33 protein-coding genes are annotated in these 26,437 nt (G+C 60.6%); 19 read left to right on the plus strand and 14 right to left on the minus strand.

Going from position 1 to position 26,437, the window contains the following annotated elements; all coding sequences use genetic code 11:
- Nucleotides 1–12: 12 nt before the first annotated feature.
- Nucleotides 13–786 (minus strand): MerR family transcriptional regulator, encoded by a 774-nt coding sequence (locus KJS47_RS06990; protein ID WP_213523956.1) that lies wholly within the window; start codon nucleotides 784–786, stop codon nucleotides 13–15.
- A 267-nt stretch (nucleotides 787–1,053) separates the two neighbouring features.
- On the opposite strand from KJS47_RS06990, the gene KJS47_RS06995 reads away from it, so the two are divergent.
- From KJS47_RS06995 to KJS47_RS07005, 3 genes are all read left to right on the plus strand, one after another.
- Complete coding sequence (locus KJS47_RS06995; protein ID WP_213523957.1) at nucleotides 1,054–1,350, plus strand: hypothetical protein; 297 nt, start codon at nucleotides 1,054–1,056, stop codon at nucleotides 1,348–1,350.
- Nucleotides 1,351–1,428: 78 nt separating this feature from the next.
- On the plus strand, nucleotides 1,429–2,034 hold the full coding sequence (locus tag KJS47_RS07000) for a TetR/AcrR family transcriptional regulator (protein ID WP_213523958.1): 606 nt from the start codon (nucleotides 1,429–1,431) through the stop codon (nucleotides 2,032–2,034).
- Nucleotides 2,035–2,135: 101 nt separating this feature from the next.
- Nucleotides 2,136–2,690 (plus strand): HXXEE domain-containing protein, encoded by a 555-nt coding sequence (locus KJS47_RS07005; protein ID WP_213523959.1) that lies wholly within the window; start codon nucleotides 2,136–2,138, stop codon nucleotides 2,688–2,690.
- Between the two features lie 228 nt (nucleotides 2,691–2,918).
- Here the strand turns inward: KJS47_RS07005 and KJS47_RS07010 are convergent, their stop codons facing one another.
- Both KJS47_RS07010 and KJS47_RS07015 read right to left on the minus strand, forming a co-directional pair.
- Nucleotides 2,919–3,389, minus strand: coding sequence for a VOC family protein (locus tag KJS47_RS07010; RefSeq protein ID WP_213523960.1), 471 nt, complete (start codon nucleotides 3,387–3,389; stop codon nucleotides 2,919–2,921).
- Between the two features lie 69 nt (nucleotides 3,390–3,458).
- Nucleotides 3,459–3,905 (minus strand): DUF1801 domain-containing protein, encoded by a 447-nt coding sequence (locus KJS47_RS07015; RefSeq protein ID WP_213523962.1) that lies wholly within the window; start codon nucleotides 3,903–3,905, stop codon nucleotides 3,459–3,461.
- A gap of 242 nt (nucleotides 3,906–4,147) precedes the next feature.
- Here KJS47_RS07015 and KJS47_RS07020 point away from each other — a divergent pair, with 242 nt between their 5' ends.
- A complete protein-coding gene (locus KJS47_RS07020) occupies nucleotides 4,148–4,966 on the plus strand; it encodes a cupin domain-containing protein (protein ID WP_213523964.1) in 819 nt (272 codons plus the stop codon).
- A 29-nt stretch (nucleotides 4,967–4,995) separates the two neighbouring features.
- Here the strand turns inward: KJS47_RS07020 and KJS47_RS07025 are convergent, their stop codons facing one another.
- Complete coding sequence (locus KJS47_RS07025; RefSeq protein WP_213523966.1) at nucleotides 4,996–7,404, minus strand: penicillin acylase family protein; 2,409 nt, start codon at nucleotides 7,402–7,404, stop codon at nucleotides 4,996–4,998.
- Nucleotides 7,405–7,595: 191 nt separating this feature from the next.
- Between KJS47_RS07025 and KJS47_RS07030 the strand changes: the two genes are divergently transcribed.
- The 3 genes from KJS47_RS07030 (at nucleotide 7,596) to KJS47_RS07040 (ending at nucleotide 10,304) form a co-directional block, all read left to right on the plus strand.
- Nucleotides 7,596–8,276, plus strand: a complete 681-nt coding sequence (locus KJS47_RS07030) for a stalk domain-containing protein (protein ID WP_213523968.1) — start codon at nucleotides 7,596–7,598, stop codon at nucleotides 8,274–8,276.
- Between the two features lie 337 nt (nucleotides 8,277–8,613).
- On the plus strand, nucleotides 8,614–9,498 hold the full coding sequence (locus KJS47_RS07035; protein ID WP_213523970.1) for an ATP-binding cassette domain-containing protein: 885 nt from the start codon (nucleotides 8,614–8,616) through the stop codon (nucleotides 9,496–9,498).
- A complete protein-coding gene (locus KJS47_RS07040; protein ID WP_249716151.1) occupies nucleotides 9,495–10,304 on the plus strand; it encodes an ABC transporter permease in 810 nt (269 codons plus the stop codon). The genes KJS47_RS07035 and KJS47_RS07040 overlap by 4 nt, the downstream gene beginning before the upstream one ends.
- Before the next feature lie 293 nt (nucleotides 10,305–10,597).
- Here KJS47_RS07040 and KJS47_RS07045 read toward each other — a convergent pair whose 3' ends face one another.
- Complete coding sequence (locus KJS47_RS07045; protein ID WP_213523972.1) at nucleotides 10,598–11,413, minus strand: TetR/AcrR family transcriptional regulator; 816 nt, start codon at nucleotides 11,411–11,413, stop codon at nucleotides 10,598–10,600.
- Nucleotides 11,414–11,650: 237 nt separating this feature from the next.
- On the opposite strand from KJS47_RS07045, the gene KJS47_RS07050 reads away from it, so the two are divergent.
- The 8 genes from KJS47_RS07050 to KJS47_RS07085 all read left to right on the plus strand — a co-directional run bounded on the left by KJS47_RS07050 (nucleotide 11,651) and on the right by KJS47_RS07085 (nucleotide 15,125).
- Nucleotides 11,651–12,190 (plus strand): hypothetical protein, encoded by a 540-nt coding sequence (locus KJS47_RS07050; RefSeq protein ID WP_213523974.1) that lies wholly within the window; start codon nucleotides 11,651–11,653, stop codon nucleotides 12,188–12,190.
- Nucleotides 12,191–12,263: 73 nt separating this feature from the next.
- Nucleotides 12,264–12,515 carry a hypothetical protein gene (locus KJS47_RS07055; protein ID WP_213523976.1) on the plus strand — a complete coding sequence of 84 codons (252 nt, stop codon included), beginning with the start codon at nucleotides 12,264–12,266 and terminating at the stop codon, nucleotides 12,513–12,515.
- Nucleotides 12,516–12,547: 32 nt separating this feature from the next.
- Nucleotides 12,548–12,847, plus strand: a complete 300-nt coding sequence (locus KJS47_RS07060) for a zinc ribbon domain-containing protein (RefSeq protein WP_213523978.1) — start codon at nucleotides 12,548–12,550, stop codon at nucleotides 12,845–12,847.
- Between the two features lie 64 nt (nucleotides 12,848–12,911).
- Nucleotides 12,912–13,376 (plus strand): Hsp20/alpha crystallin family protein, encoded by a 465-nt coding sequence (locus KJS47_RS07065; protein ID WP_213523980.1) that lies wholly within the window; start codon nucleotides 12,912–12,914, stop codon nucleotides 13,374–13,376.
- 220 nt (nucleotides 13,377–13,596) lie between these two features.
- Nucleotides 13,597–14,040, plus strand: a complete 444-nt coding sequence (locus KJS47_RS07070) for an Hsp20/alpha crystallin family protein (RefSeq protein ID WP_213523982.1) — start codon at nucleotides 13,597–13,599, stop codon at nucleotides 14,038–14,040.
- 48 nt (nucleotides 14,041–14,088) lie between these two features.
- A complete protein-coding gene (locus tag KJS47_RS07075) occupies nucleotides 14,089–14,313 on the plus strand; it encodes a hypothetical protein (RefSeq protein WP_213523984.1) in 225 nt (74 codons plus the stop codon).
- A gap of 64 nt (nucleotides 14,314–14,377) precedes the next feature.
- Complete coding sequence (locus tag KJS47_RS07080) at nucleotides 14,378–14,764, plus strand: spore germination protein GerPC (protein ID WP_213523985.1); 387 nt, start codon at nucleotides 14,378–14,380, stop codon at nucleotides 14,762–14,764.
- On the plus strand, nucleotides 14,748–15,125 hold the full coding sequence (locus KJS47_RS07085; protein ID WP_306433012.1) for a hypothetical protein: 378 nt from the start codon (nucleotides 14,748–14,750) through the stop codon (nucleotides 15,123–15,125). Before KJS47_RS07080 ends, KJS47_RS07085 begins: the two co-directional genes overlap by 17 nt.
- Nucleotides 15,126–15,265: 140 nt before the next feature.
- Here the strand turns inward: KJS47_RS07085 and KJS47_RS07090 are convergent, their stop codons facing one another.
- Entirely contained in the window at nucleotides 15,266–16,192 is a 927-nt protein-coding gene (locus KJS47_RS07090) for an NAD(P)-dependent alcohol dehydrogenase (RefSeq protein WP_213523986.1), read from the minus strand.
- A gap of 92 nt (nucleotides 16,193–16,284) precedes the next feature.
- Nucleotides 16,285–19,005 carry a winged helix-turn-helix domain-containing protein gene (locus KJS47_RS07095; RefSeq protein ID WP_213523987.1) on the minus strand — a complete coding sequence of 907 codons (2,721 nt, stop codon included), beginning with the start codon at nucleotides 19,003–19,005 and terminating at the stop codon, nucleotides 16,285–16,287.
- Between the two features lie 300 nt (nucleotides 19,006–19,305).
- Here KJS47_RS07095 and KJS47_RS07100 point away from each other — a divergent pair, with 300 nt between their 5' ends.
- Entirely contained in the window at nucleotides 19,306–20,193 is an 888-nt protein-coding gene (locus KJS47_RS07100; protein ID WP_213523988.1) for a fructose bisphosphate aldolase, read from the plus strand.
- Nucleotides 20,194–20,377: 184 nt separating this feature from the next.
- On the opposite strand, the gene KJS47_RS07105 is transcribed toward KJS47_RS07100, so the two are convergent.
- The 7 genes from KJS47_RS07105 to KJS47_RS07135 form a co-directional block, all read right to left on the minus strand.
- Nucleotides 20,378–21,055 carry a formylglycine-generating enzyme family protein gene (locus tag KJS47_RS07105; protein WP_213523989.1) on the minus strand — a complete coding sequence of 226 codons (678 nt, stop codon included), beginning with the start codon at nucleotides 21,053–21,055 and terminating at the stop codon, nucleotides 20,378–20,380.
- 24 nt (nucleotides 21,056–21,079) lie between these two features.
- A complete protein-coding gene (locus KJS47_RS07110; protein WP_213525003.1) occupies nucleotides 21,080–21,448 on the minus strand; it encodes a DUF4180 domain-containing protein in 369 nt (122 codons plus the stop codon).
- Nucleotides 21,448–22,119, minus strand: a complete 672-nt coding sequence (locus KJS47_RS07115) for a TetR/AcrR family transcriptional regulator (protein ID WP_213523990.1) — start codon at nucleotides 22,117–22,119, stop codon at nucleotides 21,448–21,450. Before KJS47_RS07115 ends, KJS47_RS07110 begins: the two co-directional genes overlap by 1 nt.
- A gap of 110 nt (nucleotides 22,120–22,229) precedes the next feature.
- Nucleotides 22,230–22,691, minus strand: a complete 462-nt coding sequence (locus KJS47_RS07120; protein ID WP_213523991.1) for a VOC family protein — start codon at nucleotides 22,689–22,691, stop codon at nucleotides 22,230–22,232.
- A 96-nt stretch (nucleotides 22,692–22,787) separates the two neighbouring features.
- On the minus strand, nucleotides 22,788–23,588 hold the full coding sequence (locus KJS47_RS07125; protein ID WP_213523993.1) for a helix-turn-helix transcriptional regulator: 801 nt from the start codon (nucleotides 23,586–23,588) through the stop codon (nucleotides 22,788–22,790).
- Nucleotides 23,589–23,706: 118 nt separating this feature from the next.
- Entirely contained in the window at nucleotides 23,707–24,132 is a 426-nt protein-coding gene (locus tag KJS47_RS07130; protein ID WP_213523995.1) for a hypothetical protein, read from the minus strand.
- Nucleotides 24,122–24,595, minus strand: coding sequence for a MerR family transcriptional regulator (locus KJS47_RS07135; RefSeq protein WP_213523997.1), 474 nt, complete (start codon nucleotides 24,593–24,595; stop codon nucleotides 24,122–24,124). The genes KJS47_RS07130 and KJS47_RS07135 overlap by 11 nt, the downstream gene beginning before the upstream one ends.
- Before the next feature lie 358 nt (nucleotides 24,596–24,953).
- Here KJS47_RS07135 and KJS47_RS07140 point away from each other — a divergent pair, with 358 nt between their 5' ends.
- The 3 genes from KJS47_RS07140 (at nucleotide 24,954) to KJS47_RS07150 (ending at nucleotide 26,300) form a co-directional block, all read left to right on the plus strand.
- The gene (locus KJS47_RS07140) at nucleotides 24,954–25,436 is read left to right on the plus strand and encodes a DUF2975 domain-containing protein (RefSeq protein ID WP_213523999.1); all 483 of its coding nucleotides are present in this window, start codon (nucleotides 24,954–24,956) and stop codon (nucleotides 25,434–25,436) included.
- 10 nt (nucleotides 25,437–25,446) lie between these two features.
- The gene (locus KJS47_RS07145) at nucleotides 25,447–25,665 is read left to right on the plus strand and encodes a helix-turn-helix domain-containing protein (RefSeq protein ID WP_213524001.1); all 219 of its coding nucleotides are present in this window, start codon (nucleotides 25,447–25,449) and stop codon (nucleotides 25,663–25,665) included.
- A 164-nt stretch (nucleotides 25,666–25,829) separates the two neighbouring features.
- Nucleotides 25,830–26,300 carry a DUF4871 domain-containing protein gene (locus KJS47_RS07150; RefSeq protein ID WP_213524003.1) on the plus strand — a complete coding sequence of 157 codons (471 nt, stop codon included), beginning with the start codon at nucleotides 25,830–25,832 and terminating at the stop codon, nucleotides 26,298–26,300.
- Nucleotides 26,301–26,437: the final 137 nt, after the last annotated feature.

The following is a 26,437-nucleotide window of genomic DNA, read 5'->3' on the forward strand; positions in this document are numbered from 1 at the left end:
GAAACCGGGATGTCAATCCCTGTTTTCGCTGGATTCCTCAGACTCCGCGAACGCTGCCGCCGCCGCGGCCAAGTAGTAGGCAAGCCCCGTCTGCTGGTCCTCAAGCATCTGTCGATGGAACGAATCCTGCAAAAAAAACCGCGTCTGACCGGCCAGCTCCGCTGGCGAGAATGCTTGCCCGTAACCGGCCAGCGCCTGCAAATGCCGGCGCAGCCGCTCCCTCACCTCCACATCGTCGTGGGAGATGCCCTCCCGCAGAGACCGGGCCATGTCCGCGAGGAAGGCCGCAGCTTCCGCCGCCTGCTCGTTCATAGCGGGGACGTCTATGGCCGGCTCCGACTCCAGAAGGTCGAACCCGTACATCTCCTGCAAATGCTCGCTTTGCTCCCGCAGCGCCTCCCGCCATTCCTCCTCCGTCGCGAATCCGCGGAACAGCTCCTGCGGCTCCTGCGATATGCCGGCGTTCACGCTGGCGAGCGAGGCCCGCAGCGTGCTCAGTATCGCCTCCAGCCGCTGCTGGCGGGCAAGGAGAAGCCCCTCCTGCTCCGCCAAAATGGCGGCGCGGTCTCCCTTGCCGTCCAGCAGCTCCTTGATCCGGCCGAGTGGAAGCTCCAGCTCGCGGTAAATGAGAATCTCCTGCAGCCGTTCCAGCTCCTCCTTCCCGTACAGCCGATAGCCGGCCTCGCTCGTCTCCCGGGGCACGAGAAGCCCAAGCTTATGGTAGTGGTGCAGCGTCTTGATTGTGACGCCGGCCAGGCCCGCCGTTTCCTTAACCGTATACAGCATGGCGAATCCCCCTTTCTTCGTCCAGTCTAAAGTCTCCCCTAAGAGGAGTGTCAAGCCGCCGATTCAGCCCCAGCCAGCGGCTGACTCTCCTCTTGCAGGAGGCCTTATGCTGACACGGACATCCATAAAGGAGGCTCGTTTCCATGAAATCGCCTTATTCTCTTTTGCTGCACAATCGGTATGCGAGGGCCGCACTGCTCTCTTTTTTGCTGTCGCAGGCCGGCATCTGGATCCGCAACCGGGCTCGCTCCGACACTGTCGCTCGCCATGGCCGCCCAGTTCATCACGGCGCTGCTTCAGCCCGCCATCTTCGTCGGCAACAAGACGCTTACGATGAAGCACACGGAGGAGGCCTACATCGGCCGGGTAACCGGCATCCGGACCCTGCTCATGACTGGCGCCATGCTGCTTGCGGCCAGCGGAGCGGGCTCACTCAAGCTGCTTTTGACGCTTCCCGGCGTGTATGCGGCCGCTGCCGCCTGCTTCGCTGCCGGCCTCGGGGCGATGGTGCCTCTGCTGCGGGAATCCCGCCTGCGCCGGAATCCGGTCCGTCCTTCGTCTTGACGGCTTCTCCTCCGCGCCGCTATAATTTGAGCAAATACTCAAATTAAACCAGCCAACGAGAGAAAGGACGTCCTCCAGTTGAGCCAAACGAACGGCAAACTCTCCAAAAAAGACCACATTCTCAAAGCGGCGCTGCGGCTGTTCTCCCGGCAGGGCTTCCATGCGACGACGACAAAGGAAATCGCCAAGGAAAGCGGCGTGGCGGAAGGACTGCTCTTTTACCATTTCGGCGACAAGCGGCAGCTCCTCCTCCAGCTCGTGCGCAGCTTCTCGTTCGCTCCCCGGATCGCCGGCGAGGAGGAGCGGCTGAAGAAGCTGCAGCTTGAGGATGCGCTCGTGGAGTACGGTCTCAGCTACCTGCGGTTCCTCAAGGAGCACAGCGACTATCTAATGCTGATCTGGTCGCCCGAGATGATTCAGGACCCCGAAGTATCCGGGGAGGTGCTGCAGCTGATCGGCTCCATCCACCGGGCCGGGGAAAGCATGCTGGCAAGCGGTCCGGCCGGTGAGCGGCTGTCCCCTGTAACGCGCGAGGCCGCCATGACCATGTTGACCTCGTCCATTCTCCTTCAGTTCCTGCTTCATTCCCGGTTCAGGGGCGAAGCGGCCTGGGACGAGGAAGCGAGTGTCCGCGAGCTCGTGCGTTTGCTGCTGCACGGCCTGCAGGGCGCCCCGAAGGCATAGCCGGACGATGCCAATCTGCCCGTCGCAGGGCAGGCCGCAAGCGCGGCCTTTTTTATCACTAGTATTGAGTGAGTGCTCAATATAAAAGGAGAAAAATGACCATGTGGATGAACCTGTTTGCCCAGCCGAGCCTGGAGGCGCTGATTTGGCTGCTTCCGGCCGCCTTCTTTCTCCATGACGGAGAGGAAATCATGACCGTGGAGAAGTGGGTGCGTTCCCGGCCCGCCCGGGACCGCCTGGAGGACCCGCGCCTGTTCAACCCCGGGAAGCATCTCACGGTGCAGTTCGCGATCGCCGTCCTGCTGATCGGCGCCTGTCTCCTGCTCGCCTCCTCGTACGCCGCGGGCCGCCTCGCCGACACCGGACGGCCGAATCCGCTGTTTGTCGGCATCGTCTCCGTCTTCCTGCTCGACGGGCTCAAGCACGTCGGCGCCAGCGTGCTGGCGCGAAGCTACACGCCCGGAGTATGGACCGCCGCGCTGGTCGAGATTCCCTACGGAGCCTACGTTCTATGGCGCCTGTTCGCGGAAGGCGCGGCCGACGGTACGACCCTTGCCGTCGGTACAGCTATGGCGCTTCCCCTTACGCTTGCGCTTGTCGGAGCGGGCCTCGTGCTGGGAGGCGCGCTGGCTCCGATGCGGAGCCAGACCGGCTGACGGACGGCGCGGCGCTCGCGCTGGAGGTGTGCGGCCCGGATGCGGGGCCACGCCGGCTGGCCGTCGACGCCCCGCATCGCCGAATGCAAAAAAAGGAACCGCCGTCCGGCGTGTTCCTTTGCCATTTCTGTGTGTCCCGCTCTATCGAGCTGCAGCGTAAGCCGCCTCCGCTCGGACCGATTGCCGGACTATCGCCGCCCGCCGCGTCCTCTTGCGGTTCTCACCGCTCTACCCGACTGGGCTCTCTCCCGCATGAGCTCGCTGGAGGCCTTCAATGTCGATCTTCTCCATGCCGAGCATCGCAAGCCGGACCCGTTCCGCCCGGGCGGGATCCGGGTCCTGCAGCAGCTGGCCGAGCGCCCGCGGGATGATCTGCCAGGACAGCCCGAAGCGGTCCGTCAGCCAGCCGCATTTTTGCTTGGCCCCGCCCTCGGACAGCTTCTCCCACAGATCGTCCACCTCCTGCTGCGTCTCGCAGTCCACGAAGAGGGAGATCGCCGGCGTGAAAGAGAAGTACGGCCCCCCGTTCAGCGCCATGAACTGCTGGCCCTCAAGCTCGAACGTTCCAGAGATGACCGCCCCTTGCTCGCCTTGGCGGGACATGCCCAGAATGCGGCCCTGTTTGAATACGGAGACATAGAACTGCATTGCCTCTTCCGCCTGGTTATCGAACCACAAAAACGTCGTAATTTTTTGCATCTTCGTTCCTCCTGTGTCCTTTTCCTTCGTATCCGTTGCACCCTGCCCGCACCGGGAAGACCCGTGCTCTCACGATGACTGCACCGCCTCGATCCATCGGCGGACCACTTCTGTGAGCGTTTCTCGCTTGGCCTCCACATCCGCCATGTCCGTAAGCTTGATCGTTGCCCGGTCCGGGGCTGCCCATTCGAGGAGCCCGGTGGTATCCTCGAACAGACGCTCCCCGCTCACCGCCTCCTTGCGCTTTGCCCCGCGATGAAGAACGAGCAGGAACGAATCCTTTGCCCGCAGCTGAAAAGTAAGAACATCCTCCTCGCCAAGATGAAAGCTGGGGGCGTTCCACTTGATTCTCTCAGCCAGCCGGTCGTCGGACTCGAAAATGAGCCGCCGCACCGCCTCGATCTCCGCCTTCCTGGGATGATCGAGCCTGTCCAGATACGCCGCGACCTGCTCGGGGCCGGACGGCTTAAGGACTCTGCCGGCAGCCGTCTTCTTCTCGCGTTTCTCTGTAGGCATCGCTCACACCTCCTTCCCGCATGACGTCTATGCAGCGCCCCTCTCTCCCCGCTGCTTTTGCATAACATGTCGAACCGGTTGCTGCTCCCATCGTAGCACGGATTCGCCGCCGGCTTTTCTTACAGATTGCGCTGTTCGGCGCCTCCCTTGGACGAAAATAGGCGCACGCCCTTTCTCCGGGATTCATAAGGTGTCTCATGCGGCGCTCGCCCAGCGCTACCGAAGAAAGGCAGGAAAGCAAAATGGCAGTCTCCTACCTGGACTATACTTCTCCGTCCGTACAGTTCACGTTCGACTTGAGCAAAAACCAGTTTTTCCGGAAGGACAGCCGCAACTACATCAACATGCTGTCCATCGGGCAGCTGAACACGCTTGGAAACGTCTCTCTTCTGGACATCTTCCTCAGCAAAACGAACGTCGTCGAGCCTCATATCCATCAGAATGCGACGGAGCTCGTCTACTGCATCGCAGGCTCGGCCGTTGTCTCCCTGGTCAACCCGTTCACCAAGAAGCTGCTCAACTTCCCCATCGAGCCCGGGCAAGTGGCGAACGTTCCGCAGGGCTGGTGGCATTATGAGGTGGCGACGGCCGACGATACGCATCTGCTCGCCATCTTCGACGCCCCCGTCCCGGAATTCATCGGCGGCTCCGACCTGCTGCGCCTGACGCCTGCGAACATCTTGGCGCATACTTACTGCCTCGACGAGGAAAAAGTGAAGGAAGCATTTGCCCCCCTGCAGGAGACCGTGTTCATCGGGCCTCCCGCCGACTGCAAGTCGGACCGGGCTCCGGCGGTGTCCGCCCATCCGGCCCGGGGTCCGGCGTCGCTGGTCGGTGCAGCGTCTCCCGCCTATCCGGCTGGACCGACCGGTTCAGCGTTTCCCGCTTATCCGGCCTGGTCCGCGGCAGCTCCCGGCTACCCGATCTATCCGTCTATGCCCGCCTCGTTTCCGCCGTCGGCGTCCACCTATCCGGCTGGACCGGCCCGTACCGCGGCTGCTCCCGCCTATCCTGCCTATTCGGCTGCGGCCGTCTATCCGCACGGCGTCCCGCATCCGTGACGCCAAGCGGCGGGCAGCGGAGTCTCCCCTCACTCGGGCAGCAGCACGAGCCGGTTGCCCGCGGCCCGATAGTCGGACGGCTCAAGGCTGGTCACATGGTACAGACCGGTCGCCCAGTTCTTGACCTGGTCCCGGTACCAGGGACTGAGCCGGTGCCCGGATTGGCCGGGGCCGACCACATTGTCCGCCCGCGCCGGATCGGCCAGGTCGATTACCGTCCGCCAGGGCGCTCCGTGGTTGACCTCTCCGGTCGCGGCATTCCAGCCCGCCGCTCCCACGGTGACCCGGCCGCCGCCCATCGGAACCGGCTTGCCGTCGAACAGCAGGTCAAGCGGCTTCACGGCACTCAAAGGGTGCGGGAACACGACCGAGTGGTACTTGCCCCACCGCCAGCGGGACGGCTCTCGTCCCTGGAGAGCGACCGCATCATCGACAGCGAGCCGAAGCGCCTGCAGCGCGACCGTTTCCAGGCCGCCTTTGCCATCAAGCCACGGCTCCTTCTCGCCCTTCAATCCTTTGCGGATGATCTCGTCCTTGACGATCGCCTTGTTCACGAACAGCTTGAGCATGCCGTCCGACAGCTCCGGCTTGAACAAGACGTCGTTCATCCGCTGCATCCACAGCTCGTAGGCCAGCGGGGCCGCCTGCTCCGGGTCGTTTTCCCGGTTCCACTGCAGCAGCAGGTCGACCGTCTTGGCATCGACGGGACGCAGCTCCGGGCTTCCCTTGACCTTGGCGAGCAGACCGTCCAGCAGCTCCACCGCCTGGAGATTGCGGCGGTCCAGCTGCAGCCGGCGCAGATCGGCGGCCGTCAGTACCGGCTGGGCTTCCAGCACCTGCTGGATTCTCGCCTCGCGGTAGGGCTGGGCCCAGCTGTCGGTGATGTGGTACGGATACGACGGGCCGACCACCTTGTTGTTCGCCGTCGCGATGAAGCCCTGCGGCGGATTAACCGCCGTTGGCAGCTGGTCCCAGGGAATATATCCCGTCCATTCATAGTCGTCTGTCCACCCCGGGACCGGCAGGAGGCCGTCCCCTTGCCGGCGGATCGGGATAAGCCCGTTCGCGCGGTACGCGATCGTACCGTCGCGCGAAGCGAAGACGAAGTTCTGCGCGGGCGCGTGAAAGAACTCCAGGCTTTTTTTGAATTCCTCCCAATTGCGCGCCTTGGCGAATCTCAGCACCGCCTCCAGCTCCGTCGTCGGCTCGAGCGCCGTCCAGCGCATAGCCAGCACGGTATCCTGCCGTTGGTCCTCGGCAAATTCCGAGATGACCGGCCCATGCCGGGTGACGGTTACCGGATAGGAAATCGGAGCCTCCCCCTTGATCCGGATTTCCTCGGTAACCAGCTTGGCATCCTCCCACTTGCCCATGTAGGCGAACTGGTTCGGATTCGCCGGATTCCTCTTCTCGATATATAGATCCTGCACATCGGGCCCCAGGTTGGTGACGCCCCAAGCGATCTCCCGGTTGTGTCCGAGTATGATGCCGGGGACGCCGGCAAAGATGACGCCGCTCACCTCGACCTCGGGCGCGGACAGATGCGTCTCGTACCAGATTGAAGGCGTGGCGAGGCCGAGATGCGGGTCGTTCGCGAGCATCGGCTTGCCGGACGCCGTCTTGGAGCCGGCCACGACCCAGTTGTTGCTGCCGTTGAACGGGTCGGGAGGCAGTGCCGCGGACGCGAACGCCGTCAGATCCAGCGGATTCTCCCGGATCGCCTGGAGGATGGTAGCGCCGTCCTTTGGATACGAGGGAAACAGCGACTGCGCCTTCTCGGCAGAAACCTGCTGGACGAGCTGGTAGCGGAACGCCTGCCCGGCCCAATGGTCGGACAGGTCGTGCGCCATGTACTTGCCGATGGTCAGCGAATCCACCGCCTGCCACTCCTCAGGCTCGTAGCCAAGTATCCGGAATTCGACCGGCAGGGAGCCCGTCTCCTTCGCCTGGCGGATGTACGCATTGACGCCCTGTGCATACCGGTCAAGCATCGTTCGCGCCGCGACCGAATAGGCGCCCAGCGAGGCTTCCGCGGCCCGGCGCAGCCCGAACGTACGGAAAAACTTGTCGCGCTCGAGCGCCCCCTTTCCCACCACCTCACTCAACCGGCCGGAGGCCTGCCGCCTGCTCAAATCCATCTGGAACAGCCGGTCCTGGGCGGTGACGTAGCCCTGCGCCAGGTAGAGGTCCTGCTCGTTCTGTGCCTCGATATGCGGCACACCGGCTTCGTCCCGCCATACGCTGACCGGCTGCCCAAGACCGGCGAGCGCGAGCTCCCCCCGGATGACCGGCAGGCTTTTGTGGACGAGCCAATAGAGATAGCCCGCCGCGCCGGACAGCAGCAGGAGAACGACGAGCAGGACAAAGCCGACGGCTCGGGGCCATCGTTTTTTGCGGGAACCGAAGGTCGGACCGATTCCCCGGACAGCTCGGGTCATGAAAGGGCCTCCTTGTGGAAGAATATGGTTTTCTTATTATAGGTTTGAAACCGCTTTCCAACAAGAGAAGACCATAAATTTCGGATTCGGCTGGCGGCCCGATTGTTTCCAATATTCTACCGGAAGAGCAACCTATTCCTCTTCGGAGGCGTCTTAGTAGGAGAATCCCTTGGAACAGGAGTGAAGGACCGATGAAAAAGTTCGTCCTCGGCCTGGCGTGCGGCGTCGGGCTGACTGCGGCCACGGCGGCTTATGCCTCGGGAACGATCCAGGCGTATCTCTTTCCGGCCGGCTTCGTCATTCACGGCAAGGAGGCGAAGCTGGAGCCCGATTATACGGTGCTGAATGTGGATGGGCATGCCTATGTGCCGATCCGGTTCGTGGCGGAGCAGCTCGGGCAGCTCGTCAAATACGAGAATGCGACCAAGACGATTACGATCAGCGAAACGCCCCTCAGCAAAAAACTGCGGCTGGACGAGTCGTTCTTCGCCGCGATGGCACAGGGCAGGCTGCCGGACATCCCGCTGGGCATAGGCGCCTCGCGGGAAGCGGTGCACGCCGGCTACGGCGAGCCGCAGCGGACCGGCACGCGGCAGACCGAATACGAAGAATGGTTCGACTACCAGTACTACTTTGGCGCAGACGGAACAGTGGGCTCCATCGGCGTCCATGGCGAGACCGTCGCCTATTCCGTCACGGAGGTCAAAAAGGCACTTGGCAAGCCGGCCAGTGAAGAGGAAAGCATGATCGACGACGGCTGGGTTCTGTTCTACACGTCCGGCGGCTATTCGATTTACTTCAGCGCCGACAAACCGGACGGCACGGTCCGGCATGTGACGTTCAAGCGAGCGGATCCGATTCACGGCGGCTAGCAAAGCGCCGACTCCAAGTGAAGGCCGCAGGAATCAACAGATATAAAACGAACCGGCCCCTTGTCCGAGAGACAAAGGGGCCGGTTCGTTTTGCGTTCGGGCTAATAGAAACCCCGCCAGCAGAACAAGAAGCAAGGGAAATACCTTCGCTCTATTTTTCTTGTCAGACCAAGGCTTCCTTTGCTCCTCCGTGCTCAAATTCCACTAATATCCATAATACTTAAACAAATGGCTTCTTGCCCTTGGGACAGGATTCCAATTTTTTGCTTGCGGAATAACTGCGTGCAATATATACTGTTTATAACATATACAATTAAAAAGCGAAAGGAAGAAGACAATGAGCAATCTGGCTATTGAAGCGAAAAACGTGCGTAAGCGGTTCGGCGCGCATGACGTTCTCCAAGGTGTCGACCTAGCTGTGCCGGAAGGGTCCATCTATGCTCTGCTCGGCCCCAACGGAGCCGGGAAAACGACGCTGATTCACATTCTGTCCACTCTGGTTGAGCCGGACGAAGGCATGGTCCGCATATGCGGGCACGAGCTCGCTGCCGCCAGCATGGTGAAGCGGTCGATCAGCCTGACTGGCCAATTCGCAGCGGTGGATGAAGTGCTGACAGCCAGAGAGAACTTGACGATGGCCGGACGGCTGTGCGGCCTGACCCGGGCGGAAGCCCGCGCACGGGCCGAAGAGCTGCTGGCGCGCTTCGACCTGGAATCGGCGGCAGACAAACGCGTCCGGACGTATTCCGGCGGCATGCGCCGGAGGCTGGATCTGGCCATCAGCTTGGTCACGCCGCGTCCGGTCCTCTTCCTGGACGAACCGACGACCGGGCTCGATACGATGAGCCGGCGGACACTGTGGGACCTGATCCGCAGCCTCAAGCGGCAGGGCGTCACCGTCTTCCTGACCACCCAATATCTGGAGGAGGCCGACCAGCTGGCCGACACCATCGCGGTGCTCGACGGAGGACGCATCGTGGCCACCGGTACGGCTTCGGAATTGAAGACCCGTCTCGGCGACGAGGTGCTCGAGCTGCGAGACGGCCGCGGCAGCCTGATCCGGACGCTCTCCACAGACGGAAGCCTTCAGGACATCCGGCAGCAGCTGAATGAGCTGGCCGCAAGCGTTCCGCCGGATACGCGGATCGCCATCCGCAAGCCGAGCCTGGACGACGTGTTCGTCGCCCTTACCGCCCAAGAAAAGGAGAGAAGATCCTCATGATGACCATCCGCCAGCACCAATCCGGCCCGCAGCAAACAGCCAAATCCGCTTCCTTGGCCGTCACGAATGCCGTCTTCATCGGGCGCAGCCTCCGGCTCAGCCTCCGCAACCCCGAAGCCCTGATTATGGCCATCCTGCTTCCCATCCTGCTCATGCTGATGTTCACCTACGTATTCGGAGGCGCCATCGATCCGAGCGGCCAATACGTCCACTACGTCGTACCGGGCATCATCCTGCTGTGCGCCGGCTTTGGCTCCTCCAGCACCGCGGTCGATGTGACGCAAGATATGACGAACGGCATTATCGATCGGTTTCGTACGATGCCGATCTCCAGCGTGTGCGTCATCACCGGCCATGTTGTCGCAAGCCTGGCCCGCAACCTGCTCGCAACGTTCCTCGTCATCGGGGTCGCCCTCCTGGTCGGCTTTCGGCCCACCGCCTCGCTGTGGGAATGGCTCGCGGCTCTTGGCGTCATTGTGCTGTTCATTCTGACGTTCACCTGGCTGTTCGCGGCGATCGGACTCGTGACGGGCAGCCCGGCGGCCGCGGGCAGCTACGGGTTCGCCCTCCTGTTCCTTCCCTATCTGTCGAGCGCGTTCGTCCCGGTCAGCACGATGCCCGGCTGGCTGCAGGGAGTGGCGAGCCGGCAGCCGATTACCCCAGTCATCGAGACCATTCGCGGCCTGCTGACCGGCACGCCGATCCATAATCAGGCATGGTGGGCGGTCGGCTGGTGCGCAGCCATTCTGCTCGTCGCCCTTGTCTGGTCGTGGGCGGCCTTCCGCAGAAGAGCGGGACGGCGCTGAACGAGAGTGGCCGGCAACCCTTTGCCCGAGAGAACGGCGGTCACCTCCTGCTCGCTCAGCGAGCGAGTTCCCGCTCCCTTAACCAGCAAACAGCGGAACGGCTGAGCCGTTCCGCTGTTTTTTTGCTTCCCGCGAAGAGAGAGGGACGGCTTCGCTCCGGCAGTGCCGCGGAGCTTGTCCCCTGCGTCTCGGCGGCCTTCCGCAAGCCTTACCTCTTCTCCGCGAAGCTTTTGCCAAGCCTTGCTCCTGCATCTCCGGAATTTTCGCTAAGCTTGCTCCTCCGGATCCGCAGGCTAATTGCCGCCCTCTTCCTCCGCAGCCGGTTCCTTCCCTTGCTTGGTGTCCAGATAATGCTGGATCCCGTCCAAAATCCGCTCCAGGCCGAATTCCATATCGTCGCCAACCGGATTCTCGTCCTCCTTCTCTCCGGTATAGACACCCGACATGACGAGCGGATGCAGATAAGGATACCGGTCCGCGTCCACCAGCCGCCTCAGCGCCGCCGTATAGCTCAGTCCGCTGAACGAATCCGGATCCCCTCCTTCCCGCACCAGCCGGCCCAGGTCCTGTTCGATGATGCCGCAGGACCGAGCGTAGCTGCTGAGCAGGAGAATAATCGACATTTTTTCGTAATCGCTCAGCGGAAACTCCCTCATCGTGCGCAGCCCCCACTCGACGAATCGCAGCACGTTAGGCGTGACCGGAACACCTGTGATCGGCAGATCGCCGTACCAAGGATGCTCCCGGAACACCCGGATCGTCTCGCGGACATATTCGCGCATTTCGTCCCGCCAGTCCGCCTCTTCCCGCTGTGGCGGAATCGGGACGGCACTTGCAGCATCCTGCATAAGCACAAGGAGATCCTCCTTGCTGGACAAGTAGCGGTACAGGGACATCGTCGTGAATCCCAATGCCCCGGCCACCCGGCTCATCGACACGGCGGCGAGCCCTTCCCGGTCCGCAATCGCTACCGCCGCCTCCACGATCTGCTCCACGCTCAATTCTCCCTTTGGCCCTCTCTTGGGCTGTTTGCCTAGTCCCCAGCTCAGCTTGACGCCGTTAGGCAGGCTGTCCAACTCTTCCAGCCCGTCGTTTTCCCGGTTGTTCATCGTTTCCGTCCCCCATCCTCTCGCCCCGCACCGTCCGCTGGACTCCTATCTCTTGTTTATCCTATACACAGTATACCACAGCCCACCGATCCCAGCCGCTCTCCGGCAGAACTGCCGGCGGGCCGGGCAAAAGTTTTGGCAAGGATGACAAGCAACAGATCGAGCGGACGGAATAGACTATGGGCATACACCCGCATGCAGGGCGGATTCGGTAATTCTTCCGGCAGGAGGTGCAGCATGAACGGGAACCAGCAAAAGGCGTACGTCGTCTTCAACAAGCTGTTCGTCAACAACATGGAGGACTCGTCGGGCATCTTCATCGGCAACACCCAGGCGATCGGCTGGTCGTCCTACAGCAAGACGAATCAGGGCTTCGGCAGCCTCAGCAGCTCCACCCTAACCAACGCCGTCAGCTTCGTGCAGGATGCGGACATGGTCGATATGCCCGTGCAGGATACCCGGGCGATCACACTTGCCGAAGCGGGATCGCCCGCGCAAAGTGCCATCGATTTTGGGTCCATTCATGCGAACGTGCTGATGAACGGATCGGCGATCGACCTCGGGGACAACAAGCAGCTCGGTTGGCGAAGCTCCCGCAAGGTCAATTACGGGTTCGGGAAAGCCCTGGGCCGTAACCAGGTGTCGCGGGTAGCCAGTCTGCTGCAGGACGACGACGGCGTGGATGCGCCTTTCCGCCACGCCGCCACCATCACCGACTGCGGCCGGCAGGCCGAGCGGAACATCCGCATCACCCAGAAGCCGGAAGAAGACGGCTGACGAAGCAGCCGACGGCCGAGGGAGAGGCGAAGGAAGACCAAGGCAGACGCCGACAGCTCGGGGGTGAACCTAAATGGCCGTTATCATATCGCTCGCCGCCGGAGCGATTAATGTGAATGCTTTGAACAGAGGAAGTGTCATCGCCGTCGGGGAGATTGCCCAGCCGGGATGGAACCAGAACGGCAAATCCAACTTCGGGAACGGGCAGCTGTTCGGCTCCAACATCCAGACTGGGTTCGTTACCACTCTGGGGGATAACGACGTGGTCGATAATCCAATTGCCGAGCTGGATCCCGCCGCCTCCATCCAGTCCCAAACGTTGTAGCGGGCGGGGTCAAGCGAGAAAGGAGATAGCTCGTGGCCAAAGAACCTGTGTCCTGCATCCGCTGCTCGAAGCAGGCGAGCGAGACCGACAAGTACTGCATCGACTGCGGCGCCCCTCTGCAAAACCGCTGCTCCGACGAGCCCGGCTTGCTGAAGAAGGGCTGTACGTACTTGAATGCTCCTAACGCCGCATACTGCGCCAAATGCGGCGAGCCCACTTTGTTTCAGCTCCACGGGCTGCTGACGCCCCTCTATCCGTCTGCGAACAAGCCGCTCATCAGCAGGGGAATCGGCGGACAATCCGGCTGGTCCCGCTCCCGGACGGACAAGTAACCGCCCGAATGGACGACGCACAGGCCGCGTGATTCACGATCCGACAACGAAAGGGTGAAAGGAAATGGATATCGACATGGGGAACTATCCGCTTCGGGGCTGGCAGGAGCTGCAGCGGTCGCTGCTCAAGCAGCTGCCGCTGCCCGCCGGTCACGGGGAGATCGACCGCTTCGTGCAGCAGACCATCCACGGCTATCTCCGCCATGCGCTGCCCTATGCTCACGACCGGCATGCCGATGAGGAAGACGACCTCGCCTGCGAGCTGTTTGAGAGCCAGCAGCATATCTACGTGCGCTGTCCGGTCCCAGAGCCGCTGGCCGTCCGGGATTTCCGCTTGTCCGTGAGCGCCGGCTCGCTGCGCATCGAATTCCCCGGCGCGGTGCAGGAGGTTCGCCTGCCAAGCCCCGTCGTCCCCGATCAAGCGGTTGCTCACGCGGACGCCCGCGGGATCGAGGTCCGGCTGCCCAAAAGCCGCGAGCCCACTGTCTACCGCGAGATCGCGATCCGGGAGCGGGACGGAGGAGCGTGAGCCGCACGGCACGGCAGCGGCATGGGACGCTCGGCAGCGGGCGGAGGGAACTTGACAGCGGTCGTGAGACGCTCGGCACCGGGCATGGGACCGCTCGGCAGCGGCCGGGCGGCCCCGCCGGCGGACGGGACAGGCCCCAGCCGGCCGGCACATGATTTGCCCCGGCGGCACATATACATAGAGCAGGCCGACAGCCGGCCAATCAAGCGTGGTGATGACAATGGAAGATAAGGAACACCGGCCATCGCAGAAGGAGAGCTCGTCGTTTCACCGGCAGGCGAGCGAAGTGCTCGGAGAGGAGTTCTGGCAGGATATGGCCGTTCTCCTGCCCAAGCCGGGACCGCGCGTGGATCTGTACCATACGCACACGGCCGTAACGGTCCTGGCGGAGCTTCCAGGACTTGCGTCCGCGGAGCAGATCGGCCTCTCTCTCGACGGGCAGACGCTGGTGCTGGAGGGCGAAATCCCGTGCGATTATCCCGTGACGCAGAACCGGATTGCGCTGCAGGAGAGGTTTTTTGGGAGCTTCCGGCGCAGCATCCCGCTTCCGAAGCCGGTCACGCTCAAGAACAGCAAGGCCAGATACAGCCGGGGCCTCTTGATCGTCGAGCTGCAGATCGAGCCGGCGGCGCCGCAGACGCAGATCCCGGTCGACTTCGGCTGAAGCCTGCGAAGAGCAGGCTGCCATCGCATGTGAGAGGGGGGGAAGCAGTTGGTGCGCATCCAATTCCAGGAGCTTCGGGTCGGGACTGTCGCGGGCTCGTCCGGGGTGTTCCATGGCCGCAATAGCCAGCGGGGCATGAAGCACGTCGCCAAACAGAACCAGGCGTTCGGCACGGTGAATGGGGAGCGGGTCGTCCTGGCGGACATCCAGGCCATGATGGAGGATGACGATCGGATCGACCTCCACTCCCTCTTCACCCCTCCGAAGACGTGACCGTATGTTTTGGAAAAGACGAAGGTCCCCGCCCCCGCCTCCACCCGATCCCGCTGCAAGTGACGTGAACCGGCGCCTGGAGGAGCTGGCCGACCGGTTCGGCCGGATGGAGAAGGCGCTTGAGGAGCTGAAGACAAACGGGACGCGGGTAACGATCGAGACGGTTCATATCCATCAGCCGCAGCTGGAGAAGCTGGAATACCGGCTGGACCGGCTCGATATCCAGCAGCTGAGCGGCTCCCTGAATATGGGCAACAATTTCGGAGCCAAGTTCCAGCCCGCCTCTTCTCCTCCTCCCTTCCAGCGGACGAGGCCGGATGCGGCCGCCTCGTCCGGGGATAGCCGGCAAACCGGCGGCCCCCGTTCGGACGCTCCATCGCCACCATCCGCAGACGCCGCGAAGCCCGGCCTGGAGCGGACGGAGACGGGGTACCGTGTCCGCCACACGTGAAGAGGCTCATTCATCAAGAGGGGAAGTGACGACGATGCCTTCGATGCTCTGCCCGCAGTTTGTCATCGGCTCGATCCGCATCGGATCGGTGGAGAACGCGGCCTGCCTCAACATGGGCAATAACTGGCCGACCAACTTCGAGAGCCACCAGAAGCTGACGCAAGGCTTCGGCTCGGTCAGCGGAGACCGGAATGTCGTGTCGGGCATCCGCTCGCTCCTGAACGACTCCGATTTCCTCGATATGCTGAATCTGTCCGGGGGAGACGTGCCGGAATGGCTGCAGAACCTGCTTGCCTCCGCACACGACCCCGGCACGCAGCCGCCAGAGCCCGTCATCGGGCCGAACGCCAGCGCCACTTGACGGCCCTCGCAGCAGCAAATGCGCCCGAGCGAAACAACCCCCTTGTCCTGCCCGGACAAGGGGGTTGTTTCGCGTGAAGGCGGCTCATTGGCCCGTCTGCCGCCTCTTTGGTATCCGGGCCGAATCCTTAAATATTGGCCTCAAAGAACGGAAGGGGCCGCCACCTGGATGACGACGCTTCCTCTCTTGCGTCCCTGCTCCACATAGCGGTGAGCATCCGGAATTTGCTCGAGTGGATAACGCCTGTCGATGACCGGCCGGATGGCGCCCACCTCCATCAGCTCCTTGAGGAACATGAGATGGTCCCGGGTCACCTTGGCGATCCCTTGTCCGTCTACGGTCACATAAGCTCCGCCCGGCGCCAGCGCCTTCCGGCACGCCGCCTTGCTCAGCTTCCCGACCGCATCAAAAACAAGATCGTACCGCTCGCGTCCGTCCGCGAACGCCTCTTTGGTGTAGTCGACCGCCCTGTCGGCTCCCAATGCCTTCACCAGCTCCAGATTGGCGGTGCTGCAAACTCCGGTCACGTCCGCCCCGAAGTGCTTGGCTAGCTGGACCGCGAGCGTGCCGACCGCGCCGGATGCTCCGTAGACGAGAACCCTTTGCCCGCTGCGGATGCTGCCCTTGCGCAAAAAATACAAGGCGGTCGTCCCTCCCATCGGAAGGGCTGCCGCTTCCTCATAGCTGGCCCCGGCCGGCATAAGAGCGGCCACGCCGTCTTCGTGCAGGCAGGCATACTCCGCGTGAGCGCCGAACTGCATCCCGGTCAGGGCAAAGACCCGGTCGCCCTTGCGGAACCGTTGCACCTGCCCGCCCACCTCGACGACCTCCCCCGCCAGCTCAACACCGAGGATCGGCTTTCTCGGCCGGCGAAGCCCCAGGACGATTCGCATGGGCAGCCAGAGCAGGAGCGGGCTATTGAATCCCCGCACCCTCAAATCTCCCGACGCAACCGTCGTCGCCCCCACCTTCACCAGCACCTCGTGCGCCTTGGGCGCCGGGGCGGGCACCTCCGCCAGCCGGAGCACCTCCGGCGGGCCGTACTTGGTGCAAACGATCGCTTTCATGCAGACTCCCCCACTCTTCCTGATTTGCGTTCAGTATAGCGGCGGGAAGGGATGGCGGCACAGCTACTTAAGTATTGGTTTTGCCCCGCCTCTCACAGCAGCCCCAGCAGTTGGGCGCGAGCCACTGCCTCCGTGCGCCGCTTGACCTGCAGCTTGTCGAACAGGATCCGGTTATACCCCTTCACCGTACTGAGCGCTAGATAAAGCCGCGCGCCGATCTCCTGGTTCGACAGTCCCAGAGCGATCAGCCGCAGAACCTCCGCCTCCCGCTTGGTCAGCGGCTCGAGAAGCGGAGGGACCGGCTCGGCAGAGGCAGGCGGGGATGGAGACGGGGACTGCCCTGCGGGCTGCCGCTTCCCGGCTTCTCCTTCGCTCGTCTCCACGCTCTCCCATGCCGCCAGCAGCCGACCGGCATAGGAGGACATCCGCCCATGAGCGGCCGCCTCCGTGAGCAGCCGGCGCATAGGCGGCCCCTCATCGAGGAAGAGCCGGACGAAGCCGCCGGGCTCACCCATGGCAAGCGCATCGGCGAGCAGTTGCTGCGCCGGGCCCGTCTCGCCCAGCCGGTGCCGGGCCATCGCCAGCAGGATCACGGCCTCAAGCCGCTCCTGCCGCCAGTCCCGGGCCTCCGCCTCCTCGCGCAGCGGCTCCAGCACCGCCAAGGCGGCGGCCGCGTTGCCTTCCGCCAGCAGCACCCGGGCCCGGCTGACGGGCGTGCCCTGCTGCTGCGCCAGCTCGGACGCGGCCTCGATCCGGCCCTGCCGCAGCAGGAGCTCTACTCGCACGGCGGCCAAGGGAGCCAATTGGCGGTCGTACCCATGCCGCCGGGCGGTATGCTCGGCGCTCGCGAGCAGCGCGGCCGCGGCGCTAACCTCTCCCCCCGTCAGCTCCAGCCGCGCGAGGAACCCCTCCGCCGCCACGGCTCTGTCCGAGTCCTCGAACATCCTCGCGAGCCGCAGCGCCTCCCGTCCGTGCCGCAGCGCGGCGTTCCGGTCGTTCTGCTGGCGCGCGATGCGGGCGAGCCCGAGATGCGCCTCGCAGGCGGCCGGCAGCGGCGGTTCTCCCGCCAGTACGAGGACGCGCCGGTACGACTCGGCCGCCTCGGCGAGCAGCGTGTCGGCCTCCTGGATGTTGCCGAGGCCGAGCGCAGCCAGCAGCGTAATCATCGTGTGTCCGATTCTCTCGCTGGCTGCAAGCGCCTCGGCGTAAGCGCGGCCGGCGGCGGCGCGGTCGCCCTGGAGCTGGCAGGCGTAGCCGAGCGTCCAGACGACGGCGGTTCGGACGGGCAGATTGCCCGGATGCAGATGGGCGAGCGCCCGGCGCGACTCGGCGAGGATCGTGTCTGCCCGGTGCCGGCTCACGGCGAGAGTCGCCCGGATCGAGGCGATATGCCCGATCAGATCGCGGGCCTGGTCCTCTTCCATTCCCGGCACAGGGTGCTGCAGAGCTCGTTCCGCAAGCTCCAGCTTGGGCTCAACGGCGCCCGACCGCCCCTCCATCAGCAAGGCGGAGGCATGCAGGACGAGGAGTGACGGCCTCGCCTCCAGCTCCGCAGCCGGCAGCGAATCCAGCCACTGGCGCACAGGCACCACCGCTCCGCGAAAAATCAGGGGCATCGTCCCTCCTTCCGCCAGCCGGGCGGCGCGGCCATAATCCCGGGCGGCCGCAGCATGCCGAAAGGCTTCCAGCTCCATGCCGTTCGCCTCGTACCATCCGCTCGCCCTCCCGTGCAGCTCGGCGGCGTCCGGACCCGGTTTCCCCCCGGGCGAGACAGGATTTTGCGCCAGACGCTTTCGCAGCAAATCTGCGAACAGATGATGGTACCGGTACCAGCGCCGCTCGTTGTCGAGCGGGACGACGAAGAGATTGGCCTGCTCGAGGGCGGCCAGCGTCTCCTCGCCAGAGACGCCGCCTGCGAACGGTCCATCGCTTCCCCCGTTCAGGACGGCCTCGCAGAGGGAGCCGCACATCCGTTCGAGGATCGACGTTCTCAAGAGAAAAGTCTGCGTCTCGGCAGACTGCCGCTGCAGCACCTCTTCCATCAGATAGTCCAGGACGAACGGATGGGTGCCGGTGAACGAGCGGATAGAGGCGGACGGATCCTGGCCGTCCCGCAGCGTGAGCGCGGCCAGCTGCAGGCCGGCGGCCCAGCCCTCGGTACGGGCTTCCAGCAGGGCGACGGTATCCTCCGGAAGCGCAAGGCCCATCACCTGCTCCAAAAAAGCGGCCGCTTCCGCGACGCCAAAGCGGAGGTCCGCGGCCCGGACCTCCGTCAATTGGTCCCGGACGCGCAGCCGGGCCAGGGGGAGGTGCGGATCCTCGCGCGTCGCAAGCACCAAATGCATCTGCGGCGGCATGCGTTCCAGAACGAGGGCGATCGCGCGATCGACTGCTTCGGATTGGAGGACATGGTAGTCGTCCAAAACGAGAAGGAACGGGTCCGGCATGGCCGCGAGCTCGTTCAGCCATATCGTCAGGGCCGCTTCTAGCGGAGGCGGCTGAGGAGCCCGGAGCATGCCGAGCACGCCCTCGCCGGTATGCGGCGCGATCGTCCTCATGGCGGCGACGAGACAGGTCAGCAAGCGGGCCGGCTCGCGGTCCTCCTCGTCCAGCGACAGCCAGGCGGCCGGACGTCCGCATGCCGCCGCCCAGCCGCTTGCTAGTGTTGTTTTGCCGTAACCCGCGGGAGCCGAGAGAAGAGTGAGCTTGCGGTGCAGCCCTTCCTCCAGCCGCTCGAGCAGGCGGGGACGGGGCACTACCCGGGAGCGGGAATGCGGGAGATGGAGCTTTGTCGATAACAGAGAGAGGGACATCGGATCACCGTTTCTGCGCCGCTCGGGACGCGTTTGGAGTGGAGTGCAGCTTTTTTCTCCATTCTATCGCGACCTGCGGAGTTCTTCCACATTCTGTTAGCAGACCCGTCCCGCGTCAATCTCCGGTCCCAGACCGATGCATGGACTACGGCCTGTCAACAGACGGGACGTCTTCTCTTTTGCGGCCCGCTCGGTCTCCTGGCCCCATGCCCCCTGGCATGTCCCCCGCCGGCAAACGTGCTATAATGAATAGACATGCACAGGCTAGTCCATCCAAGGAACAGGAAGGGAGAATCATCGATGAATCAAGAGCAGTTGAACCGAATCCAGACCGGCCAGGGCTTTATTGCGGCCCTCGACCAAAGCGGCGGCAGCACTCCCAAGGCTCTCAAGCAGTACGGCGTAGAGGAATCCGCTTATTCCAACGAAGACGAGATGTACGCACTGGTCCACGAGATGAGAACTCGGATTATCAAGAGCTCCGCGTTCGATTCCCGCTACATTCTGGGCGCCATCTTGTTCGAGAACACGATGGACCGTTCCATCGACGGACAGCTGACGGCCGACTATCTGTGGGAGAAGAAGGGCGTCGTTCCGTTCCTCAAGGTGGACAAAGGGCTCGCCGAGCAGGAAAACGGCGTTCAGCTCATGAAGCCCATCACCGGACTGGACGAGCTGCTGAAGCGTGCCGTGGACCGGAATATCTTCGGCACCAAGATGCGCTCGGTCATCAAGGAGGCCAACCCCGAAGGCATCCGCCAAGTGGTGGAGCAGCAGTTCGCCGTCGGCCGTCAGATCGTGGATATGGGGCTCGTGCCGATCATCGAGCCGGAAGTGGACATCTACAGCACGGATAAGGAGCAATCGGAAGCCTTGCTGAAGGAGGTGCTTCTCGAGCAGCTGGGCAAGCTCGGCCCGGACGTCAAGATCATGCTGAAGCTTGCGATCCCGACGCAGGACAACTTCTACAAGGAGCTGATGGAAGATCCGCACGTCGTGCGCGTCGTCGCACTCTCAGGCGGCTACTCCCAAGCGGAGGCCAATGAGAAGCTCGCCGGCAACCAGGGGCTGATCGCCAGCTTCTCGCGTGCCCTTTCGGAGGGACTAAGCGCAGGGCAGACGGACGAGGAATTCGACGCCACGCTCGCCAAGTCCATTCAGGCGATCTACGAAGCTTCCATCAAGTAACCACAACCTGCGTTTCTGTCATATGCACAAGACAGCGACCCCGAGCTTATACAGCCCGGGGTCGTTTTCGTTTGATTGCCGTTTTGCCGGTGCCTGCTCCGCTCTACAGCTGGAGAAGGAGAAGAGCTCGCGTGAGCTTGAGAAGCAACGTTCGTTTTCGCAGACCATTCCCGACCGGCCTCCGCTACAGCGATCTGGCCAGACGAAAGCCGAGATCCTCGATTCGGAACGTAGGGTGGCTGCGTCGGCGGCAAGTCGCCCCGCATCCCCGCGCCTCCTCCGCCCAGCTGCCGCCGCGAAAGATCCGGTAAGAACCGTATTCCTGCTCATCGTATTGATCCCAGCACCACTCCCATACGTTGCCCAGCATATCATAGAGTCCCCATGCGTTCGGCCGCTTGGCGCCTGCCTCATGCGCATATCCCCCTGAGTTCTCCCGGTACCAGGCGATCTCCTCCAGCCCGCCGTACCGGTAGCCGCCGGCTCCCGCCTGGCAAGCGTACTGCCATTCCGCTTCGGTAGGGAGCCGGTAGCCATCCGCATCCATGTTCCAGTGAACGGTCTCGCCGTCCTCGCTCACCGCATAGCATTCCTCCAAGCCCTCGTACCGCGAGAGCTGATTGCAGAAGGCGACCGCCTCCTGCCACGACACCTCCGTAACGGGAACGCGAGAGGCGGTACCAAGTCCCCCGGAATGCGGCGGGACCGAGACATAGAGCTCCCGGGTCACGGGGACGGCGGCGAGCAAAAAGGGCTCCACCTCCGCCGTCCAGGACGTCTTCTTGCGGTCGTCCCTTAGCGCCACCTTCCCTGGAGGGATACGGATCATGGGATAGGCGTCCGATCCCTGTTCTCTGCTCATCCATTCGGCCTCCCTCTCCCCTTGTTATTTCCGCCCGCTCAGTCTGTCGATCGCTTCCTGCTCCGTCGGCAGGAACAAGATGTCGGTCCCGCTGTTGCATTCATACACGAAATCCCGAAAGCTCTTGCTCGCATACACCGAGAAATCCCCTACAAAGGCAACCTTCATTCCGTAATTGGTGTATTTCTGCAGAATGTCACCGGCAAGACGGGTTTTCAGATCGAAAAATAATTCGGTAACCAGCAGTTTGGGGATGATCATCCGGTCGCAGTCGGTTTCGTACCGAACGTTTGCCATCAGATCCAGGGCGCTCTGAACATCCTGAATGATGGTCTCTTGGCCGCTCACTACCGCGACCGGTTCCCCACCTGTCTCCAGCTTCGTTATGTGCATCATTTTTCTCCTTCCTCCCTATCCGTTCTGAACCTGTCCACATACTCTTCAAAGATGCTGCGATTGTCTCCCCCACCAGGAGGCTCCACGCCCGAAACCCGAAAAAAGCTTAGCCCGACGGCCATCGCCAGCAGCCCATAGGCGGCATTGGCGGGCTCCTGAACCGCGAAGTGCCCGGTCCGGCTCCCGTATTCGAAGATCTTGGCGATCCCCTTCTGGTCCTCCCTATAGCTCTGGGCGGCAACTTCCTGCAGCCGGCTGTCCAGCACCGCCCGCGAGAAGAATTGCACGAAGAGCCTGCCCATCGCAACATACGGAATGGCCATCTTCTCTGCTCCATCCAGCGGGGAGACGTTGATGTCCGCCTCCGCATCCTCTTGGTACGGGGGGAGGATATGGTGCAGCACAACGTCCAGCATGGCCTCGGCGGTTATCCCGGGCTCGAGCTCCGCTTCGATCTTCTGCCCAAAATAAGCGAGAAACGACCGAAACGCCTCGACGATCAGATTGTCCTTGTTCTTGAAGTAGTAAGCGACGACTCCCTTGGAGCATCCGGCCGATTCGGCAACCTTGTCGAGCGTCGTGCCGTCCATCCCGTAGAGGTTTATACATGTGAGCGCCGCATTGATAATGGCCGCCCGCCGTGTCGGCTCCATTCCCAGTTTAGGCATCTGCTCCCCCTCTTTTATTTATACTGACCAGTCAAAATAAAAAGAAGTATACCAGTATTTCCCACCCTGTCAAGGGCTGCTCCGATTTCACCATGAAAAAATGCAGCCACTTACGGCCGCATTCCTTCCTGCTTCCTCGTATTCTGTTCGTCCTCCACAAACTCCCAAGCCGGATTCCAGACGACCTCCCACAAGTGACCGTCCGGGTCGAGGAAATGGCCCGAGTAGCCTCCCCAAAACGTCTCATGCGGCGGGTCGGGGATAGCCGCCCCCGCTTGCCTTGCCTGCTCCATAATGCGATCGACTTCCTCCGAGCTCCTGACATTCCAACCGATGGTCATCTCGGACATGCTTGGCGCGCCCAGAGGCACCTTGGCCTCATGAGCCAGATCCCTCCGATTCCAGACCGCAAGCTTGACGCCGGACTGCATGTCGAAGAACGCGACCGCTCCGTGTTCAAATTCCTGGCCTACAATGCCCGGGGTTGCAAATCCCAATCCGTCGCGGTAGAAGGCTACGGAGCGCTCGAGATCATCCACACCTAAGGTAAGTACAGAAATGCTAGGTTTCATCAATTCAAATGTCCCTCCCATGATCGGGTTTCAGGCTGCCCTTTTCTTATAGGATAGAGGATTGCCGGCGGGGAAGCTTGTAAAAAACGGACAGGCTTACGAAAAAACTTGATGGGGGAGCAAGCCGTACAACCGTTTAAACGTTCGGATCGCGTGCGGCTGGTCATAGTAGCCCATGTCTAAGGCAACGTCTGTGAAAGGGGACGAAGGATTCGCACGCAGCGTTTGCAGGAAAAACTGAAAACGAAGGATCCCGAGAAGCTCCTTGGGGCTTATCCCCAATGAACATTGAAAGGCTCTCCTTAAATTCCGTTCACTGGTGCCGAGCTGGTCCGCCACTGCACGAACGGAGAGCCGGGCCTGCTCGGAGAAGATATATTGCATGCCGGCATGGAAAAGCGGGTCCGTCCTCCCTTCATTCCGGCACAGAGCTTGCAGCAAAGAGCGTTCCACCTGCTCTATCCGCTCTTGTATGCCGCGAGCCTCTCCTGCTTGCTCAGCCAAATCCCCGGCCCTTGTTCCCCACAGGTCGTCCAGCCCTACGTGGCCTCCCTTTAATTCGGAGACCGGACAGGTCAGAAAGCGGTGAGCGTGCTCGGGATAGAAGCGGATGCCAAAGGAAGAGCTCTCTGTTAAGGATACGGTTTCATATCCGGTCATAAGCCCCACCGCAAAAGTTTCTATCGAAGAGGAACGAAGGTCAACTATAATATCGACGCAGCCATCCGGGATAATGCGATGAAGCAGGGGGGCGTCGGCCGAACAGGCGTCTAGCGTCCAGTAGCAAGCTACATAAGGCGCAAGAGGTTTACAAGGAGCGAATTCTTGGTAACGACAGCTGGCATCCGTCCCGGCTCTTTGAAGCATGGGCGGCTGTATAGGAAGAAATGCTTTCATGGTCCTCCCCTTTCTCCGCAGCGCCAGTAGCATAACGATACCATATCCGTTGTCCTCTACAAAAGGAGAATGGCCGCCAAACAAAAGACGCGGCCGCATGCGGCCGCGTTCTTGCAGGCTAGGGCAATGTCTGAACGCCGCTGCGCTTCCTCCTCTGCCCTGTGCCCAGCAGGATCAAGACTACGTAGAGGACGATAGCAAGTGAATCCACCATCGTATCCGTAAGCGCCGAGCGATCAAACCATGCCGTGACGCCAACGATGACCGCGAGCCGGACGAGCAGAAGCGCGGCGATCGTCCAGGCGGCATACCTGCTCTTCGTTCGGTCCTGCTGGAACGACAGCAGCAGGAACGCAATGCCGAAGACCAGATTTTCCGCCGTGACGATGTGCCAAACATACGTGAATACCGTCCGGGTCTCCAAGGAAATCCCCCGGCTATCGAGAGCCGGCAGCACCGCGGAATGCCCATTCCATGCATGCGTCACCGCAAACAGAACCGCAAGAACGCCCGCAAGCAGATAATACCCGTTTCTAACCTTCATCGTCCTGACACCCCTCCTTGGGAATTTCGGGATCCTTCTTTCGGCTGTCCTTGTAAAACGAACGTACGGATTCCGCCAACCGCTGGTCGCTTTCGGGATTCAGGTCTCTTAACGTTTCCGCCGCCAGGCGGAGCAGCCCGCTGACCTTTTCCAGATGGTCGATCTTCTTGCGAACTTCTGCGTGTTTGGCATCGAGGAACGCAGCGGCCTCTTCGCAGGAAGCGGGATAGAGCTTTTTCAGCTTGCGGAACCCAACATTCCCCTTGATTTCGTCAAGCGAGAAGTTCGCAGCCTGCATGATCTGAACCGTCATCAAATCGATCAGGTCTTCCGCCGAGTACACGCGGTACCGATTGTCTCCCCGGGACGGCGAGACGACCCCCATCCGGTCATAATACCGAAGGGTATCCTTCGGGATCCCGAGCCTCTCCGAAGCCTCTTGGATAGAATAGAACGTTTTCATGCGTTCAGCATATCATTGGAGCGGACTCCAAGGTCAACACGTGTTTTTCTCGATCTGCGGAACTTCCGCACAACAAAAAACGCGACCTCATGCGGTCACGTTCTGGGTGGTGGACGAAAACGGTTAACGGAGTACGGAGAACGATTTCCCAACAATTAAACTAACGGGCAGTTTTGTTGACAAATTGTAAATTTAACATTTATAACAAGAGCATTTCTTTGTAATGAGAAATGCTCTTGTTATAAAATAGGATATCAATTTAACAATAGAAATATATTAAAAAACGATACTAATTTATTGTATAACAATAAATTGTGTGTTAATGTCATTTTATAATTAAATTAGTGAGGTGCTCTTTATGAAACGGGGAACAACACTCTTTTTGAAGATGGCTGTTATTCTTATGGGAATCCCAATTCTTGCTTTGTGCATATTTTTAGTGCCTAAGATCGGGAATTTTGCTGGAGAATCTTATCCAGATATCGCTTATATGAAATATCTCGTTTTAATAGATATGTACGCGGCAGCGATACCATTTTACTTTGCTCTGTATCAAGCTTTTAAACTTTTAAGCTATATTGATAAGAACCAAGCGTTCTCGGAATTATCCGTAAAGGCTTTAAAGAATATAAAATACTGTGCCATCACAATCAGTACCTTGTACCTGCTAGGTATGCCACTCTACTATCTCATGGCGGAGAGAGTTGACCCTCCAAGTTTCATACCAATCGGATTGGTCATCATCTTCACCTCTATGGTGATCGCCGTTTTTGCTGCTGTTCTCCAAAGACTTTTACAAGAAGCTATTAATATCAAATCAGAAAATGATTTAACGATCTGAGGTGAATATCATGGCGATTATCATCAATGTTGATGTGATGTTGGCAAAAAGGAAAATGAGCGTAACAGAACTTTCGGAGAGGGTTGGAATTACTATGGCGAATCTTTCCATTCTAAAAAATGGGAAAGCAAAAGCAGTTCGTTTTTCAACATTAGAAGCGATATGTAGGACTTTGGATTGTCAGCCAGGTGATATTTTGGAGTACAAAAGCGACGAAGACACTCAATAAAAACAGACAACTAATTTATTCAACTAACGGATACAAGAGCGCAGCGATGGAGCAGATCCATCGCTTTTGGCGTTAATCCACAATCTGTTCAACAGGATAGTGGATATTCCTGTATAATGAGCATATATTTAGGCTTTAATAAACACCTCGCAAGGAGGTTGCATATGCGATTCGTATTAATTTTAATGGTATTACTACTGACCTTAACAGGATGCGTATCGGAGCAACCCGTTCTAGAAAACCATGAATGGAAAGTCAGTCCTTTGTTTAAATCAGACAGCTATACCATGATTGGAGAAGAAGGAAAGATCGGCTTTATTTATGATGACGGTGAAGTAGTTCGTTTTTACCCGAATAAAGAACAAAAATATATGTGGCATTTTTGGGCTCAAACACCACAAGAAACACAAAAGTTATTTGGTAAAAAAGTAAAGATAATCGGAGTTAGCAAACAAACTGGAGAAAAAGTGAATGTTATTGAGGGTGGGATTGGTATTCCAAATACTGCAATAAAAGATAATGATAAGGTAGGTAGAATGCCATCAACGATGTCATTACCTTCAAAAGGTTTATGGAGATTAGAAGCTTATGTAGATGAAAAGCTATTCGGTAGCGTGGTTGTAGAAGTACACTAATTCTGCGACTTTGCCCGATATTAAACTAACGGACTATAGACCGGCTGCCGGCATGGATCGGAAGCCGCGTTGCGTTAACGGGCAGGATAATTTGATTTCCATTAAAAATGTTAGGTAGCAGCGTTGTGAGTGAGATG

Source organism: Paenibacillus sp. J31TS4 (genome assembly GCF_018403265.1).
Taxonomy (GTDB): domain Bacteria; phylum Bacillota; class Bacilli; order Paenibacillales; family NBRC-103111; genus J31TS4.